The 14,481-nt window shown below is 71.2% G+C and carries 9 protein-coding genes; 2 read left to right on the forward strand and 7 right to left on the reverse strand.

Translation table 11 applies throughout. The features are described 5' to 3' along the window. The first annotated feature begins 74 nt into the window (after positions 1 to 74). A complete protein-coding gene (locus tag ASF45_RS26075) occupies positions 75 to 2,444 on the forward strand; it encodes a glucose/quinate/shikimate family membrane-bound PQQ-dependent dehydrogenase (RefSeq protein WP_056670370.1) in 2,370 nt (789 codons plus the stop codon). A 3-nt stretch (positions 2,445 to 2,447) separates the two neighbouring features. On the opposite strand, the gene ASF45_RS26080 is transcribed toward ASF45_RS26075, so the two are convergent. Next, positions 2,448 to 2,675 carry a hypothetical protein gene (locus ASF45_RS26080; RefSeq protein WP_056670917.1) on the reverse strand — a complete coding sequence of 76 codons (228 nt, stop codon included), beginning with the start codon at positions 2,673 to 2,675 and terminating at the stop codon, positions 2,448 to 2,450. Between the two features lie 64 nt (positions 2,676 to 2,739). On the opposite strand from ASF45_RS26080, the gene ASF45_RS26085 reads away from it, so the two are divergent. After that, positions 2,740 to 3,045 carry a DUF6172 family protein gene (locus tag ASF45_RS26085; RefSeq protein WP_056670373.1) on the forward strand — a complete coding sequence of 102 codons (306 nt, stop codon included), beginning with the start codon at positions 2,740 to 2,742 and terminating at the stop codon, positions 3,043 to 3,045. Positions 3,046 to 3,049: 4 nt separating this feature from the next. Here the strand turns inward: ASF45_RS26085 and ASF45_RS26090 are convergent, their stop codons facing one another. The 6 genes from ASF45_RS26090 to ASF45_RS26115 form a co-directional block, all read right to left on the reverse strand. After that, positions 3,050 to 4,186 carry an iron-containing alcohol dehydrogenase gene (locus ASF45_RS26090; protein WP_056670376.1) on the reverse strand — a complete coding sequence of 379 codons (1,137 nt, stop codon included), beginning with the start codon at positions 4,184 to 4,186 and terminating at the stop codon, positions 3,050 to 3,052. A gap of 94 nt (positions 4,187 to 4,280) precedes the next feature. Further along, positions 4,281 to 5,321, reverse strand: a complete 1,041-nt coding sequence (locus ASF45_RS26095) for a VWA domain-containing protein (RefSeq protein ID WP_235581040.1) — start codon at positions 5,319 to 5,321, stop codon at positions 4,281 to 4,283. Positions 5,322 to 5,485: 164 nt separating this feature from the next. After that, complete coding sequence (locus tag ASF45_RS26100; protein WP_056670379.1) at positions 5,486 to 7,573, reverse strand: Ig-like domain-containing protein; 2,088 nt, start codon at positions 7,571 to 7,573, stop codon at positions 5,486 to 5,488. 97 nt (positions 7,574 to 7,670) lie between these two features. Continuing rightward, on the reverse strand, positions 7,671 to 8,669 hold the full coding sequence (locus ASF45_RS26105) for a tripartite tricarboxylate transporter substrate binding protein (protein WP_056670383.1): 999 nt from the start codon (positions 8,667 to 8,669) through the stop codon (positions 7,671 to 7,673). 26 nt (positions 8,670 to 8,695) lie between these two features. Next, positions 8,696 to 11,155, reverse strand: coding sequence for a CoA transferase (locus ASF45_RS26110; RefSeq protein ID WP_369802169.1), 2,460 nt, complete (start codon positions 11,153 to 11,155; stop codon positions 8,696 to 8,698). Next, positions 11,152 to 14,460 (reverse strand): carboxyl transferase domain-containing protein, encoded by a 3,309-nt coding sequence (locus ASF45_RS26115; RefSeq protein WP_056670387.1) that lies wholly within the window; start codon positions 14,458 to 14,460, stop codon positions 11,152 to 11,154. The genes ASF45_RS26110 and ASF45_RS26115 overlap by 4 nt, the downstream gene beginning before the upstream one ends. Between the last annotated feature and the right edge of the window lie 21 nt (positions 14,461 to 14,481).

The following is a 14,481-nucleotide window of genomic DNA, read 5'->3' on the forward strand; positions in this document are numbered from 1 at the left end:
TTTTGCGAGAATGCCGGGCTCGCCGCAGCGGCCGCAACGCGCCGCTGCATGCCTTGCAAGCACCCGACTTCTCGATGACAAACACCGAACAACAACCCCGGCGCCGCTGGCCCCTCGTCGCGCTGGGCGCGCTCACGCTCCTGATGGGCGCATTTCTGGCCGTCGGCGGCGCCTGGCTCGTCGGCCTGGGCGGCAGCTGGTACTTCGTGCTGGCCGGCATCGCGCTGCTGGCCTCTGGCTTCCTGGTCGTGCGCGGCAGCCCGGCCGGGGCCTGGCTGTTCGCGCTGACGCTGCTGGCCACGGCCTTCTGGGCGCTGGTCGACGTGGGCCTGCGCTTCTGGCCCCTGGTCTCGCGCCTGATGGCCTTCGGCGTGCTGGGCCTGCTGATGGCGCTGGCCTATCCGGCGCTGGTCCGCGCGTCCGGTGGCAAGCCCGGCAAGGGCGCCTATGCCGTGGCCGGCCTGCTGCTAGCCGCCCTGGTGGCCACGGGCGGCTACGCCTTCGTGCCCGCGCCCGTGGTTGCCGCGCAGAACCCCGGCCAGCCAGCCACCCCGGTGGCACCCGGCAGCGAACAGAAGGACTGGCTGCACTGGGGCAACACCACGGCCGGTAGCCGCTTCGCCGCGCTGGAGCAGATCACGCGCGCCAACGTAGGCCAGCTGCAGGTGGCCTGGACGGCCCACACCGGCGACATTCCGCAGAGCACGGGCTCGGGCGCCGAAGACCAGAACACGCCGCTGCAGGTGGGCGACACGGTCTACGTCTGCACCGCCTACGGCCGCGTGCTGGCGCTGGACGCCGACAGCGGCGCCGAGCGCTGGAAGTTCGACCCGCAGGCCAAGGCCCCCAACTGGCAGCGCTGCCGCGGCCTGGGCTACTTCGACCAGGATGCCGAGGCGCCGGTCGCGGCTGCACAGCCGGCCGCCGCCTGCCGCCAGCGCCTGTTCCTGCCCACGCTGGACGCGCGCCTGATCGCGATCGACGCCAGGACCGGCAAGCCCTGCGCCGACTTCGGCAAGGACGGCACGGTCGACCTGTCGGTCGGCATGGGTGAGATCCAATTCGGCTGGTACCAGCAGACCTCCACGCCGCTGGTGGCGGGCCGCCTCGTGGTCGTGGGCGGCCGCGTGGCCGACAACTGGTCGGTCGACGAGCCGCCCGGCGTGGTGCGCGCGTTCGACGTGGTCACGGGTGAACTCACCTGGGCCTGGGATTCGGGCAACCCCGCCATCACCAAGCTGCCGCCCGAAGGCCAGACCTACACGCGCGGCTCGCCCAACGTCTGGGCCGCCATGTCCTACGACGCCAAGCTGGGCCTGGTGTACCTGCCCACCGGCAACGCCACGCCCGACTTCTGGGGCGCGCACCGCACGCCCGAGGAGGAGAAGTACAGCTCCTCCATCGTCGCGCTGGACGCCGCCACCGGCCGCGTGCGCTGGCACTTCCAGACCACGCACCACGACCTGTGGGACTTCGACCTGCCGGCCCAGCCGCTGCTGATCGACGTGCCCAACGCCCAGGGCGGCACCGATCCGGCGCTGGTGCAGACCACCAAGCAGGGCGAGATCTTCATGCTGAACCGCGAGACCGGCGTGCCGCTGGCCGAGGTGCAGGAAAAGCCCGTGCCCCAGGGCAATCTGCCGGGCGAGCGTTACGCGCCCACGCAGCCGTTCTCGGTCGGCATGCCGTCCATCGGCAACACCACGCTGGTGGAGTCCGACATGTGGGGCGCCACGCCCTTCGACCAGCTGCTGTGCCGCATCAACTTCAAGGGCATGCGCAGCGAGGGCGTCTACACGCCGCCGGGCCTGGACCACGCGCTGCAGATGCCGGGCTCGCTGGGCGGCATGAACTGGGGCAGCGTGTCGGTCGACCCGACGACCAGCACCATGTTCGTCAACGACATGCGCCTGGGCCTGGCCAACTACATGATCCCGCGCGAGAAGATGCCCAAGAACGCGAGCGGCATCGAGATGGGCGCCGTGCCGCAGGCCGGCACGCCCTACGGCGCGATGCGCCAGCGCTTCCTGTCGCAGCTGGGCATCCCGTGCCAGGCGCCGCCCTTCGGCACCATGTCGGCGATCGACCTCAAGAGCCGCCAGCTGCTCTGGCAGGTGCCGGTCGGCACGGTGCAGGACACCGGCCCTCTGGGCATCAAGATGCACCTGCCGATCCCGATCGGCATGCCCACGCTGGGCCCCTCGCTGGCCACGCAGTCCGGCCTGGTGTTCTTCGCCGGCACGCAGGACTACTACCTGCGCGCCTTCGACAGCGCCAGCGGCAAGGAAGTCTGGAAGGCCCGCCTGCCGGTCGGCAGCCAGGGCGGCCCGATGACCTATGTGTCGCCCAAGAGCGGGCGCCAGTACGTGCTGATCACGGCCGGCGGCGCGCGCCAGTCGCCCGACCGCGGCGACTACGTGATCGCCTACGCGCTGCCGAAGTAAGGCTCAGGGCGCGCGGTGCAGCCGAGGCGCCGAGAGCAGCGCCAGGTTGTCGGTGATGGCCGCATCCACGCGTGGATAGCGGCCTTTCATCTTCGAGATGGTCATGATGGTCTGCAGCGCCTGCAGGTCCTTGAGCGTGGGGGCGACCTTGATCTGCGCGATCGCTGCGCTCTGGTTGCCCCCGTTGATCAAGGCCATCAGCTTGCTGGACCAGTCGTTTGCGCGTGCCATGTCGTTCACCTGTCTTCGTTGAGGGCGCCGACTGTACGGCGCTGTGCCCACGTTAGGATCACCCATGAGAAAAACATTCCAGCTTCAGGTCGAGGGCAAGCACCCCGACCGTCTTCTCGACGCCATCAAGCACGAGATCCGCAAGTACATCAAGCGCGAACGTGGCCGCGCGCTGCCCGAAGGCGCGGACTTCTGGGACTTCGACTGCCGCTTCGGCGCGGACGAGGCCAGCTCCGGCATCGTGCACCTGTCCGACATCACCGGTTGCATCGACGGCGTGGTGAAGGAGGGCGGCAAGCAGTTCTACATCGAAATCCTGGCCAAGCCCGCCAAACGCCGGCCGCGGCCGGCGGAGCCGGCCGGCGCCTGAGCCCTCACATCGCGCTGTCGAGCATGGCGCGGTAGTCCTCGCGCGAGGCCAGCCGCGGATTCGTCTTGTGGCAGTGGTCGGCCATCGCGCCGTCGATGATCTGCTCGAACTGCGCGGCCGTCACACCCACTTCGGCCAGGCCCCCGGGCAGGCCCAGGCGCGCGTTCATGTCGCGGATCGCCTCGCCGATGTCGCCGGGGCCATCCAGGTGCATGGCGCCGGCCATGCGCTGCAGCCGCGCCTCCTTCTGCACCGATTCCGCACCCGCATTGAACGCCACCACGGCCGGCAGGAACAGCGCGTTGAGCGTGCCATGGTGCAGCCGCGGATCCACGCCGCCCAGGCTGTGCGAGAGGCTGTGCACGCAGCCCAACCCCTTCTGGAACGCCATGGCGCCCTGCATCGAGGCGCTCATGAGGTTGAGCCGCGCCTCGCGGTCGCTGCCGTCCTTCGTTGCACGCTCGATGTGGCCCCAGGCGCGCTCCAGGCCGTCCAACGCGATGCCATCGGCCGGCGGGTTGAAGGCGGCCGACATGAAGGTTTCCATGCAGTGGGCGATCGCGTCCATGCCAGTGGCGGCCGTGAGCTTGGGCGGCAGGCCCAGCGTGAGTTCTGGGTCGCAGATGGCGGCCTTGGGCATCAGCGACCAGCTGTGGAAGCCCAGCTTGCGGTGGTCGTCCACGATGATGATGGCGCCGCGCGCCACCTCGCTGCCGGTGCCGCTGGTGGTCGGCACGGCGATCAGCGGCGCGGTCGCCTCGGTGATGCGCGGCGAGCCGCCTTCGATGGTGGCGTAGTGCTTGAGCGGGCCCTCGTGCGTGGCGGCGATGGCCACGCCCTTGGCGCAGTCGATCGATGAGCCGCCGCCCACGGCGATCAAGCCGTCGCAGTTGCCCTTCCTGTACAGCGCGACGGCGGCGCGCACGGCGGCCTCGGTCGGGTTGGACGGCGTTTCGTCGAACACCGTGACGGGCAGCTCGCCCAGCGCGTCGAGCGCCTTCTGCAGGATGCCGACGGCGCGCACACCGGCATCGGTCACGACCAGCGGGCGGGTGATGCCGATGCGTTGGCACTCGGCGGCCAACAGGCGGATCGCGCCGAAATCGAACTGGACTTGGGTCAGGTACTGGATCAGGGCCATGGCATCAGCGTGGAGCGTGGAAGACCGGGCAATCTAGCAAAGCCGGCCTGCTGCACGCATAGCACCATCCCTTGGTTTGTCGTCCAGGCGACCGTCAGGCCACGCGTTGGAACCACAGCAGCGACAGCAGCGCCGCCCCGGCCATCAGCAGCAGCGCGCCCAGCGCGAGCGGGCCCGCCAGCTCGGTCTCGCGCATCTGCACCTGCAGCCGCGCGCCCATCTTCTCGTAGACCTGCAGCAGGCTCTCGGCGCTGCCGGCGCGGAAGTAGTCGCCGTGCGCGATGCCGGTCACCTGGCGCAGCATGTCCTCGTCCAGCTGCAGCACGATGGACCAGTCGTCCTGGTCGGCACCGGGCGTGTCGACGGTTCCGAGCCCGACCGCGTGGATGCGCACGCCGCGCGCGGCCGCCATGTCGGCCGCCTGCAGCGGGTGCACGCCGAAGTTGCTGCGCCCGTCGGTCAGCAGCACGATGGTGGCGGCCGGCCCGGCGTCCGTGGCGGGCGGCCGCGGCACCGGTTTGGGCGTGGCGCGCGGCGCGTGCGCGGTCAGCGGCATGAAGGCGGCCTCGCCCAGGTCCAGGGCCTCGTTGGGAAACAGTTCGGCCAGCGCGGCCACGATGCCGCTGCCCATGGCCGTGCCGTGCTGCAGGTGCAGCGCGTCGATGGCCGTGAGCAGCTTCTCGCGGCTGTAGGTCGGCGGCTGCACCACCTGGGCCGTGCCCGCGAAGCTGACCACGCCCACGCGGGCGCCGTCGGGCAGCTGGCGCACGAAGGCCTTGGCGGCCTCGCGCGCGGCATCCAGCCGGCTCGGCTTGATGTCGTCGGCCTGCATGCTGAGCGAAACATCCACTGCCAGCATCACGGTCGCCTGCCCGGTCGGTAGCGGCAGCGCCGCCTGGGGCCTGGCGGCGGCGAACAGCAGCACGGCCAGCGCGGCCAGCAGCAGCGCCGGAGGCAGGTGGCGGCGCCAGACCCGCCCGGGCTGCAGGGCCTGGCGCACCAGGGCCACGTTGGCGTAGCGCAGGGCCGGCTGGCGCCGGCTGCGCAGCAGCCACACATAGCCCAGAACGAGCACCGGAATGGCCCACAGCAGCCAGAGCAATTGGGGCCAGAGGAAGTGCAAGGGCTGGATCATGGCAGGCTCCTAGGGTTTACCCTTGAAGCCAAGCAAAAATCTTGCCTATCCTGGCGCGTCCGGTTGCTGGATGAAATCGAAGATCTTTGACCGCTCCATCCGCGCGGCCCATGAAAAAAGGGGGCCAACCGCCCCCTGTGCTGCACGGCGCCTGACGCCGCATGTCACTGCAGCTTGTAGCTCCCGAACTTTTTGCTCACTTCGACCTGCTTGGGGCTGCGCGCCCACAGTTCGATCATGTTGATCGTGGTGCCCACGGCGTAGCGGCCCTGGCCGCCTGCGTCGCAATGCATGTCGTTCACGGTCTGCGCGGAACACAGGATCGTGACCTTGCGCGCTGTGCTGGCGATCGATGCCGTGTCGTTGAAGCGCAATCCCTGCTGGCCCGTGGTCGTGCTGCCGAACGGCGCCCGGCCGAAGGCGCTGGCGGAGGTTGGCGCCAGCGCTCCGACGGGAACCGTCCAGCCGTCGCCACCGTTGGTGTCGATCAGCAGGGTGTCGGGCGTGCCGAACCAGATGTATCCGTTGGCCTGGGTCTCTTCGATCATCCCGGCCCGTCCGGCCGGCAGCAGATCCGGGAACACGCGGGTGTTGCGGATTTCACCGATCGTCTCGGCCCGGCGCACCGTACGGTAGTACTGCACGACGTTGGCCACGCTGGTGTCTGCATGGAAGAACTCGATGGTCCAGACGCCGTTGTTGTCGAGCATCCTGATCTGGTCCTCCGTGTATTGCGGCGTGCTGTAGACCAAGCCTGGCTCCTTCTCCTGCGGGTTGCCGGACAGTGCCGTGTTGCGGTAGGCCGCAGCCAGCCGCAGCACCGGCGAGCCAGTGGGTGTCACACCGTCGGGTGCAATCACCAGGTACGACAGGCCGGCGGTCGGCAGCATGGTCAGCGCCGATCCGAATGGCGGGGTCACGACCACTTTGCTGAAGACCGGAGATCCGTTCGATGTGCGGTTGTCGATCTGGATGTTGTAGCCCGTGGTGTAGTAGCTGAAGGCCGGCGTGTTGACCAGGTCGCGGTCTTCGGAGAACGGCCGGATCGTCACCGGGTAGGTGTTGCTGTTGCCCACGAGGCGCAGGGTGCCGTCGGCATCGGCGTGCGCGGCGATGAGGTCGAAGTCCTGGTTGCCGGCGCTGTCCACCCACTTGTAGCTGATGATCATGTCGCCGTTGCCGCGGAAGAACTCCACATCGCCCGCGGTCCATTGCAGGCCCGTGGCGCCTGAGCGGAACATGCTGGCGAAGGCGCCGCCGTTGTTGGCGTTGCGGCCCACGCCCACCTTGTTGGAGACGAAGGTGCCCGGGTCGCTGTTCTGGAACAGCCCGCGGCAGACCGCGGCCTTCACGTTGCTGGCGGTGCCGGTGGCACTGGTCGTGTCGCTGGTCGCGCTGTCGACGCGCTGCGTCAGCGGCAATGCGTAGCAGGCATTGAGCCGCGCGAACAGGTCGGCCACCTTGGACGGCGCGGGCACCGGCGCCAGCGCCGCGACGGTGGTGGTGGAAACCGTCGGCAGGGTCGCGTCGCTGCTGCTGAACTTGAGCGGCTCGGGCTGCGCGCCCGCGCTGGTCGGGATGGTCTTGACCGTTACCTCGATGTTGGCGGCCGTGCCGCTGGGCTGCACGGACACGGAGATGCTGTCGAGCAGTTTGTCCTGGCCGGTGCCGTCGGCCGTGAGCGCCCCTGCAATGGGATCGATCGTGAGGCCCAGTGCGGTGAGCAGTGGCTGCAGTGCGGCCAGCAGGGCGCTGGACTGGGCCTGCAGCGCGTCGGCCGTGATCGACTGGGGCGAGGCGGCCAGCTTGGAAGGATCGCCATTGGGCGCCAGGCGTGCGGCGATGATGGTCGTCAGCGGCGTCACGTTGGCGCGCGTGTCGCCCGCGGCCGCCGTGGCGCTGTAGAGCATCTGGTCTTCCTTCACGGCGCGCAGTACGAGCGGCCGCGCAGCAGTGGGCGCCAGCGTGCAGCTGAAGCTGCCGTCGGCGGCGGTGGTGGTGTCGCAGACGGTTGCGCCGGAGGCATCGGTCACCTGCAGCGTCGCACCGGCGAACGGTGCGCCGGTGGCCGCCGTGCCGCTCAGCGTCGTGGCGACGGGTGCCGGCGGTTCGGGTTCTGGCGCCGGGTCGTCGCCGCCGCCCCCGCCGCAGGCGGCCAGCGCCGCCGCCGCACCGAGGCTGGTCAAGGCCCAGCGCAGGCGGCTGGGCGAAGGGCTGCGGTGTGCAGCTTGTGTGGAAACACCGTTCGTCATGGTCACTCCTCCTCGCATGGTTGTTGCAAAGCGTGACGGAGTGTGCGTGGGGCCGCCGTGGCGGCGCATCATGCAAATGAACGATGGCGTGCAGGCCTCAATCCAGTGCGATGCCCTCGGCCTGGATCACCGTGCCCCAGGCCGGCACCTCGGCCGCGATGCGTTTGGCGAAGTCCGCTGGCGCGCGCATCGTGAGTTCGCCCTGCGCGCCAAGCGCGGCCTTGGCCTTGGCATCGTTCAGGAGGCCCTGGGCGGCCGAGTTCAGCTTGGCGACGATCTGCGTCGGCGTGCCGGCGGGCACCAGCAGGCCGATCCAGAAGGCCACGTTGAAGTCGGCAATGCCGGCTTGTTCCATGGTCGGCACATCGGGCAGCTGCGCGATGCGCTGGGGCGAGGTCACCGCCAGCGCCTTGAGCTTGCCGGCCTGGATGTGCGGCACGGCCGTCAGCACGTCGAAGGAGCTGTTGAGCTCGCCCGCGATGGTGGCCAGTTGCGCCTGCGCCGTGCTCTTGTAGGGCACGTGCGTGGTGCTGATCTTGCTGCGGTTGTTCAGCATCGCGTAGCTCAGGTGGGCGATGTTGCCCGCACCCGGCGAGCCGTAGCTGATGGCGCCCGGGTTGCGGCGCGCGTACTGCACGAGGTCGGCCACGGTGGCGATGTTGTTCTTGCTCGCCCACTCGGGGTTGGCCGTGAGGATGAAGGGCGCTTCCAGCACCATGGTCACGGGCGCGAGGTCGCTGGTCTTGTAGCTGAGCTTGCGGTAGAGCTGCGGGTTGATCGTGATGCTGCTGGAGTTGGTCAGCAGCAGCGTGTAGCCGTCGGGCGCGGCACGCGCGGCCTCGGACACGCCGATCACGCCGTTGGCGCCGACCTTGTTCTCCACGACCACGGGCTGGCCCAGGGAGCGGCTGAGGGTGTCGGCCATGACGCGGGCCACGGTGTCCGTGAACGAACCGGCCGGGAAGGGCACGACCATGCGGACCGGTTTGCTGGGCCAGGCGGCGTCCTGGGCCTGGGCCGGCAGCGCAGCGGCGCAGGCCAGCGCGAGCGCCAGCTGCAGTGTCTTGCGGCGGGAAGGGAAGGGGGCTTGTCTCATCTCGGTCTCCTTGGGTGTGTGGTCTGTCATGCCGCGTTGCGGCTGGTCTTGGGCCGCGCGCTGCGGCCCGTGATGCCCTGCTGTTCCAGTGCGTCGACTTGCGCGGGCGTGAGTCCCAGCCGCTCGGCCAGCACCTGGGCCGTGTGCTCGCCCAGCGTGGGCGCCACCTGCCGGATCGGCAGCGGCCGGCCGTCCTGGCGGAACGGCGTGCTGCCGCTCAGATACCGGCCCACGTGCGCGCGCTCCATCTGCTGCCAGAAGCCGCGCGCCCGCAGGTGCGGGTCGTCCATGAGGCGCGGGATGGAGCGCACCACGCCGGCGCTGACGCCGGCCTGCTGCAGCTGCTGCATGGCCGCATCGGCGTTGCGCGTGGCGGCCCAGGCCGCCACCGCCGCGTCGAGCCGGTCCTGCTGCGCGCGCCGGCCCTGCGCCTGCGCGAGGCCGGCATCGGCCGCGAGGTCCGGCCGCTCGAGCACGCCGCACAGCGCCTGCCACTGGGCATCCATGCGCACGCTCACGACGAGCCAGTCGTCCGGTCCCGCGCAGCGCCAGCAGCCGTGTGGTGCATCCAGCGGGTGGCGGTTGCCCGCGCGCGTGGGCACGCGGCCGTGCACCGACTGCGCGAGCACGAAGGGCGTGGCCATGGGCAGCATGGCCTCGACCTGCGAGAGATTGAGCTGCATGCCGCGTCCGGTCTCGCGCTGCACGTGGAGCGCCAGCAGCAGAGCCGCGCCCGCGTTGAGCCCGCCGACCGGGTCGCCGTAGGCGTAGGAGGTCATGGCCGGCGGCCCGTCCGCATGGCCGGTGTACAGCGGCAGGCCCGTGGCCTGCTCCAGCGTGCCGCCGTAGGCCCGTGTGTCGCTCCAGGCATTGCCGAGGCCGAAGGCCGGCATGGAGACCATGACCAGGCGCGGATTGACCTGGCGCAGCGCGGCGTCGTCCAGCCCCAGCTTGGGCAGCACCTCGGCCGAGTAGTTCTCGATCACCGCATCGGCCTGGGCCACGAGCTGCAGCAGCAGCTGCCGGCCTTCGGCGCGCGCCAGGTCCAGCGTGATGCCGTGCTTGTTGCGGTTCATGAGGTTGAAGTTGGAGTTCTTCTCGTACAGCCGCTCGCGGTAGAACTCCTCGGTGAAGTTGGCGCCGCGCCACCAGTCCGGGTAGACCGTGCTCTCGACCTTGATGACCTCGGCCCCCAGATCGGCCGCCGTGCGTGCGGCCAGCGGGCCGGCCCAGCCCATGGTCAGGTCGACGATGGTGGTGCCAGCCAGAGGCAGGCGCTGCGCCGGGCCGGCCGCGCGCGCCGGCTGGTGCATCAGCCCAGCGCCACGGTAGTGCGCGTCGTCGGCGCCGCGTGCGGGCGCCGCGCCACCGCGCAGCGGGCCGGCCGCGCCCAGGCGCAGCGGCACGATGGGGCCTTCGCAGCGCGCCGCGCCCACCGTGACGGGCACGAAGGCATGGCGCTGGCGGTGCACCTGCTGCACGAGCAGCTCGGCCATGGTGGGCACCAGCACCGTGGGGTGCTTGCGCGCGCCCAGCTCTTCGAACCACTGCTGCGCCGTGCGGGTCCGCAGCGCCGCGCGCAGCATGGCGTCGATCTCGTCGGCGCGTGCCATGCGTTCGGCGCCGTTGGCGTAGCGTGGGTCGTGCGCGAGTTCGGGCCGGCCGATGGCCTCGCACAGCGCCACCCACTGGGGCAGCGTGTGCGTGAAGATGCCGATCCAGCCCTGGGCCGTCGCATAGATGCCGGTCGGGTGCGTGCCGCAGAAGCGGTTCACGCCCAGGCGCGGCGCGTGGCGGCCGTCCTGCACCATGCCGGCTTCCATCTCCACCGTGTGGAACACCGCCTCGTGGACGCTGAGCACGTAGCGGCGGCTGCCGTGCGCGCGGCCCATCCAGGCCGCCACCGCGGCGGAGAAGGCCGCCAGGCCGGCGGCGATGCCGGTCTGCAGCGGGTGCGGCATGTGCGGCGGGCCTTCGATGGGGCCGCTGTTGAACACGGCGCCCGACAACGCACGGCACACGGCTTCCGAGCCGGCGTAGCCGCTGTAGGGGCCATCCTCGCCGAACCAGGTGAAGACGATCTCGACCGGGGCCGGTGTCGCGCCCGCGATGGGCCGCTCCAGGACCGACAGGCCTGCGTCGAGCGCGCGCGCATCCAGCACCACGTCGCAGGTCTGCGCCAGCTGCTCCATCCAGCCTGCGTCCGCGACCGGGTCCGCCGTCACGCTGCGCTTGTTGGTGTGCAGCCAGGCCCACAAGGCGCTGCGCGGCGCCACCTCCGGCAGCAGCGGCGGCATCTGCTCCCAGGGGTCGCCGCCCGGCGCCTCGACCTTGACGACCTCGGCGCCGAAGTCCGCGAACAGCTTGCCCGTGTAGGCCAGCGCCGGCCCCGTGCCGATCTCCAGCACGCGCAGGCCGCGCAGCGCCAGCTGGGCCGGGTCCGGCGCGCGGTCGATGCTGTCTCCCTGCATCGCCACCGCGCTCACCACGCGTCCACGAAGCCGCGGCGCGCGCGCTGGCCGCGCAGCGCGGCCGAGGCGATGCCCTTGGCGATCCACTGGCGCGTCTGCGCCGGGTCGATCACAGCGTCGATCTCCACGGCCGCGGCGGTCGAGATCGCGTGGCCGCGCTCATAGGCCTGGGCCACCAGGCTGTCGTACAGCGCGCGCCGCTCGGGGCCGTCGGGCACGGCCTGCAGCTCCTTCTTGAAGCCCAGCGTGATCGCACCCTCCAGCCCCATGGGCCCGAATTCGCCCGTGGGCCAGGAGACCGTGAAGCTGGCAGAGCGGAAGCCTCCGCCCGCCATGGCCATGGCGCCCAGGCCGTAGCCCTTGCGCAGCGTCACGGCCAGCAGCGCCACGCGCAGCTTGGCGGCGACCAGGAACATGCGCGAGACATGGCGCACCTGGGCCCGGGCTTCGACCTCGGGGCCGACCATGAAGCCGGGCGTGTCGATCAGCGAGACGATGGGCAGGCCGTGCGCATCGCACAGCTGCATGAAGCGCGCCGCCTTGTCGGCCGCGTCGGCGTCGATGGCGCCGCCCAGATGGTGCGGGTTGTTGGCCATGATGCCCACGGGCTGGCCTTCCACGCGCGCCAGCGCCGTGTGGATGCCCAGGCCGAAGCCGCCGCGCAGCACCAGCACGCTGCCGCTGTCGGCGATGCCCTCGATGGCACGGCGCGTGTCGTACACCCGTAGCCGGTTCTCGGGCACGACCTGGCGCAGCTGCAGCGGATCGGGCGCGCTCCACTGCTTCAGCGGACCCTGGAACATCGACAGGTAGTGCTTGGCCGCCTGCACCGCCTGGGCCTCGTTGTCGACCAGCACGTCGATCACGCCATTGGCGTACTGCACGGGCGCCGGTCCCACGTCCTCTGGCTTGTAGATGCCCAGGCCGCCGCCTTCGATCATGGCCGGGCCGGCCATGCCGATGTTGGCCGAGCGGTCCGCGATGATCACGTCGCAGCAGCCCAGGAAGGCCGCGTTGCCGGCGAAGCAGCGGCCCGACACCACGCCGACCACGGGCACCTGGCCCGACAGGTCGGCAAAGGCGGCGAAGGAGGGCTGGTACAGGCCCGAGACCGAGGGAAAGTCCACGTCGCCGGGCCGCCCGCCGCCGCCCTCGGCCAGCAGCACCAGCGGCAGCGCGTCGCGCAGCGCCACCTCGACGATGCGGTCGGTCTTGATGTGGTTGCGCTTGCCCTGGGTGCCGGCCAGCACGGTGGCGTCGTAGGCCATCACGGCGCTCTGCGCACGGCCCTTGTCGACGAGCGCCCCGTTGATGCTGCCAATGCCGGTGATGAGGCCGTCGGCCGGCGTGTTGGCGATCAGGTCGGCCTGGCTGCGGCGGCTGGCCTGGGCGGCCAGCGCGAGCGCGCCGTACTCCACGAAGCTGTCGGCATCGACGAGGTCGGCGAGGTTCTCGCGCGCCGTGCGCTGGCCGCGAGCGCGCCGGCGCGCCACGGCTTCGGGGCGGGCTGCGTCGTAGAGCGGAGCATGGCGGTCCAGCACGCGCTGCAGGTCGGGGCGGATGGCGGTGGGGTCGATGGCCTCGGTCGTCTGGGCTGCGGCTGCATCGCCTTCGACAGGTTCGAGCAGCACCAGGATCTGGCCCTCGGCCGCCTGCGCGCCGGGCGCCAGCTGCACGGCCAGCACGCGGCCGCTGGCCGTGGCGGCGACGCTGTGCTCCATTTTCATGGCGTCGAGCACGGCCACGGTCTGGCCCGGCTGCACAAGGTCGCCGGACGTCACCGACAGTTCGACCACGCGGCCGCTGAGCGGCGCGCGCACGGCAAGCAGGCCGGCGGGCGCGGCCTGCTCGGCGGCAGCAGCGGGCACGGGCGTGGCAGCCGTTGCCAGGCCCAGCGCGGCATCGCGTGCGCGCTCGGCCTCGGCGATGGTCGCCGCTGCGGCCAGCAGCTCGGGTGCGATGGCCTCGAAATGGCGCGTGTGCACGTCCTGCGCGGCGAAGTCGGGGCGGGCCACGAGGGCGCGCAGCAGGTCCAGGTTGGTCGCGATGCCGGCGATGCGGAACTCCGCCAGGCTGCGTTGCAGCCGCCGCACGGCATCGGCGAAATGGTTGCTCTGGCTGGTCACGATGAGCTTGGCCAGCAGCGTGTCGAAGCTGGGCGGCGGTGCATAGCCGGTGGCGCCGTGGGTGTCCACGCGCACATCCGGGCCGGCCGGCAGCTCGAAGCGCTCGAGCCGGCCGTGTGCGGGCCGGGCCTGGCCCTGGGCGTCGCTGGCCTCGGCGTTCACGCGCACCTGGATCGCGAAGCCGCGCGGCTGCGGCGGCGCGGCCGGGTCCAGGCCCAGTTCGCGCAGGCTGCGGCCGCCCGCCAAGCCCAGCTGCAGCGCGACCAGGTCGACCCCCGTGACCTGTTCGGTGACCGTGTGCTCGACCTGCAGCCGCGGGTTGGCCTCGATGAAGACGAAGCCGGTCTGCGCGCCGGCCGCGTTCTCCTCGACCAGGAACTCGAAGGTGCCGAGGCTTTGGTACCGCACGCGTTGGGCCAGCAGCTTGGCCGCGCCGACGATGCGCTCGCGCAGCGCGGGCAGCAGCACCGGGCTGGGTGCGATCTCCACGAGCTTCTGGAAGCGCCGCTGCAGCGTGCAGTCGCGCTCGCCGAGCGCCACGACCTGCTCGCCGTCGCCGGCGATCTGCACCTCGATGTGGCGCGCACGGGCCACCAGCCGCTCGGCATAGAGTGCGTCCACGCCGAAGGCGCTGGCGGCCTCGGAGCGGCAGCGCGCGTAGGCCTGTTCCAGGTCTTCGCGGCGGTTGACCACGCGCATGCCGCGCCCGCCGCCCCCGCCCACGGCCTTGATCACGATGCCGGTGCCGCCCTGGGCGTCGAAGAAGGCGGTGATCTCGTCCAGGGAGGCGGCACCGGCCGTGGCCGGCATCACGGACACCTCGCAGCTGCGCGCCAGCGCCAGCGCGCGGCCCTTGTCGCCGAACAGCGCGAGCTGCTCCACCGTGGGGCCGACGAAGCGGATGCCGGCATCGGCACAGGCCTGGGCGAAGTCGGCGCGCTCGCTCAAAAAGCCGTAGCCCGGGTGTACGGCGTCGCAACCCGTGGCCTGGGCCGCCGCCAGCATGGCGGCGATGTCGATGTAGGCGGAGGGGCCGCTGCCGGCCAGCGCGCAGGCTTCGTCGGCCAGCAGGCGGTGGCGCGTGGCGGCGTCGTCCTGTGCATAGACGGCCACGCTGGCGATGCCGAGGTCGCGCGCCGCGCGTTGCACGCGCAGCGCGATTTCGCCGCGGTTGGCGATGAGCAGTTTGTTCAAACGAGTCTCCGGTGTTGTTGT

Origin of the sequence: Pseudorhodoferax sp. Leaf265 (genome assembly GCF_001422365.1) — a bacterium.
Classification (GTDB): Bacteria; Pseudomonadota; Gammaproteobacteria; order Burkholderiales; family Burkholderiaceae_C; genus Pseudorhodoferax.

Bases quoted from the DNA above. Each gene is read 5' to 3' on its own strand.
- ASF45_RS26075 (WP_056670370.1), top strand. From the start codon at position 75: ATGACAAACACCGAACAACAACCCCGGCGCCGCTGGCCCCTCGTCGCG.
- ASF45_RS26080 (WP_056670917.1), bottom strand. From the start codon at position 2,675: ATGGCACGCGCAAACGACTGGTCCAGCAAGCTGATGGCCTTGATCAAC.
- ASF45_RS26085 (WP_056670373.1), top strand. From the start codon at position 2,740: ATGAGAAAAACATTCCAGCTTCAGGTCGAGGGCAAGCACCCCGACCGT.
- ASF45_RS26090 (WP_056670376.1), bottom strand. From the start codon at position 4,186: ATGGCCCTGATCCAGTACCTGACCCAAGTCCAGTTCGATTTCGGCGCG.
- ASF45_RS26095 (WP_235581040.1), bottom strand. From the start codon at position 5,321: ATGATCCAGCCCTTGCACTTCCTCTGGCCCCAATTGCTCTGGCTGCTG.
- ASF45_RS26100 (WP_056670379.1), bottom strand. From the start codon at position 7,573: ATGACGAACGGTGTTTCCACACAAGCTGCACACCGCAGCCCTTCGCCC.
- ASF45_RS26105 (WP_056670383.1), bottom strand. From the start codon at position 8,669: ATGAGACAAGCCCCCTTCCCTTCCCGCCGCAAGACACTGCAGCTGGCG.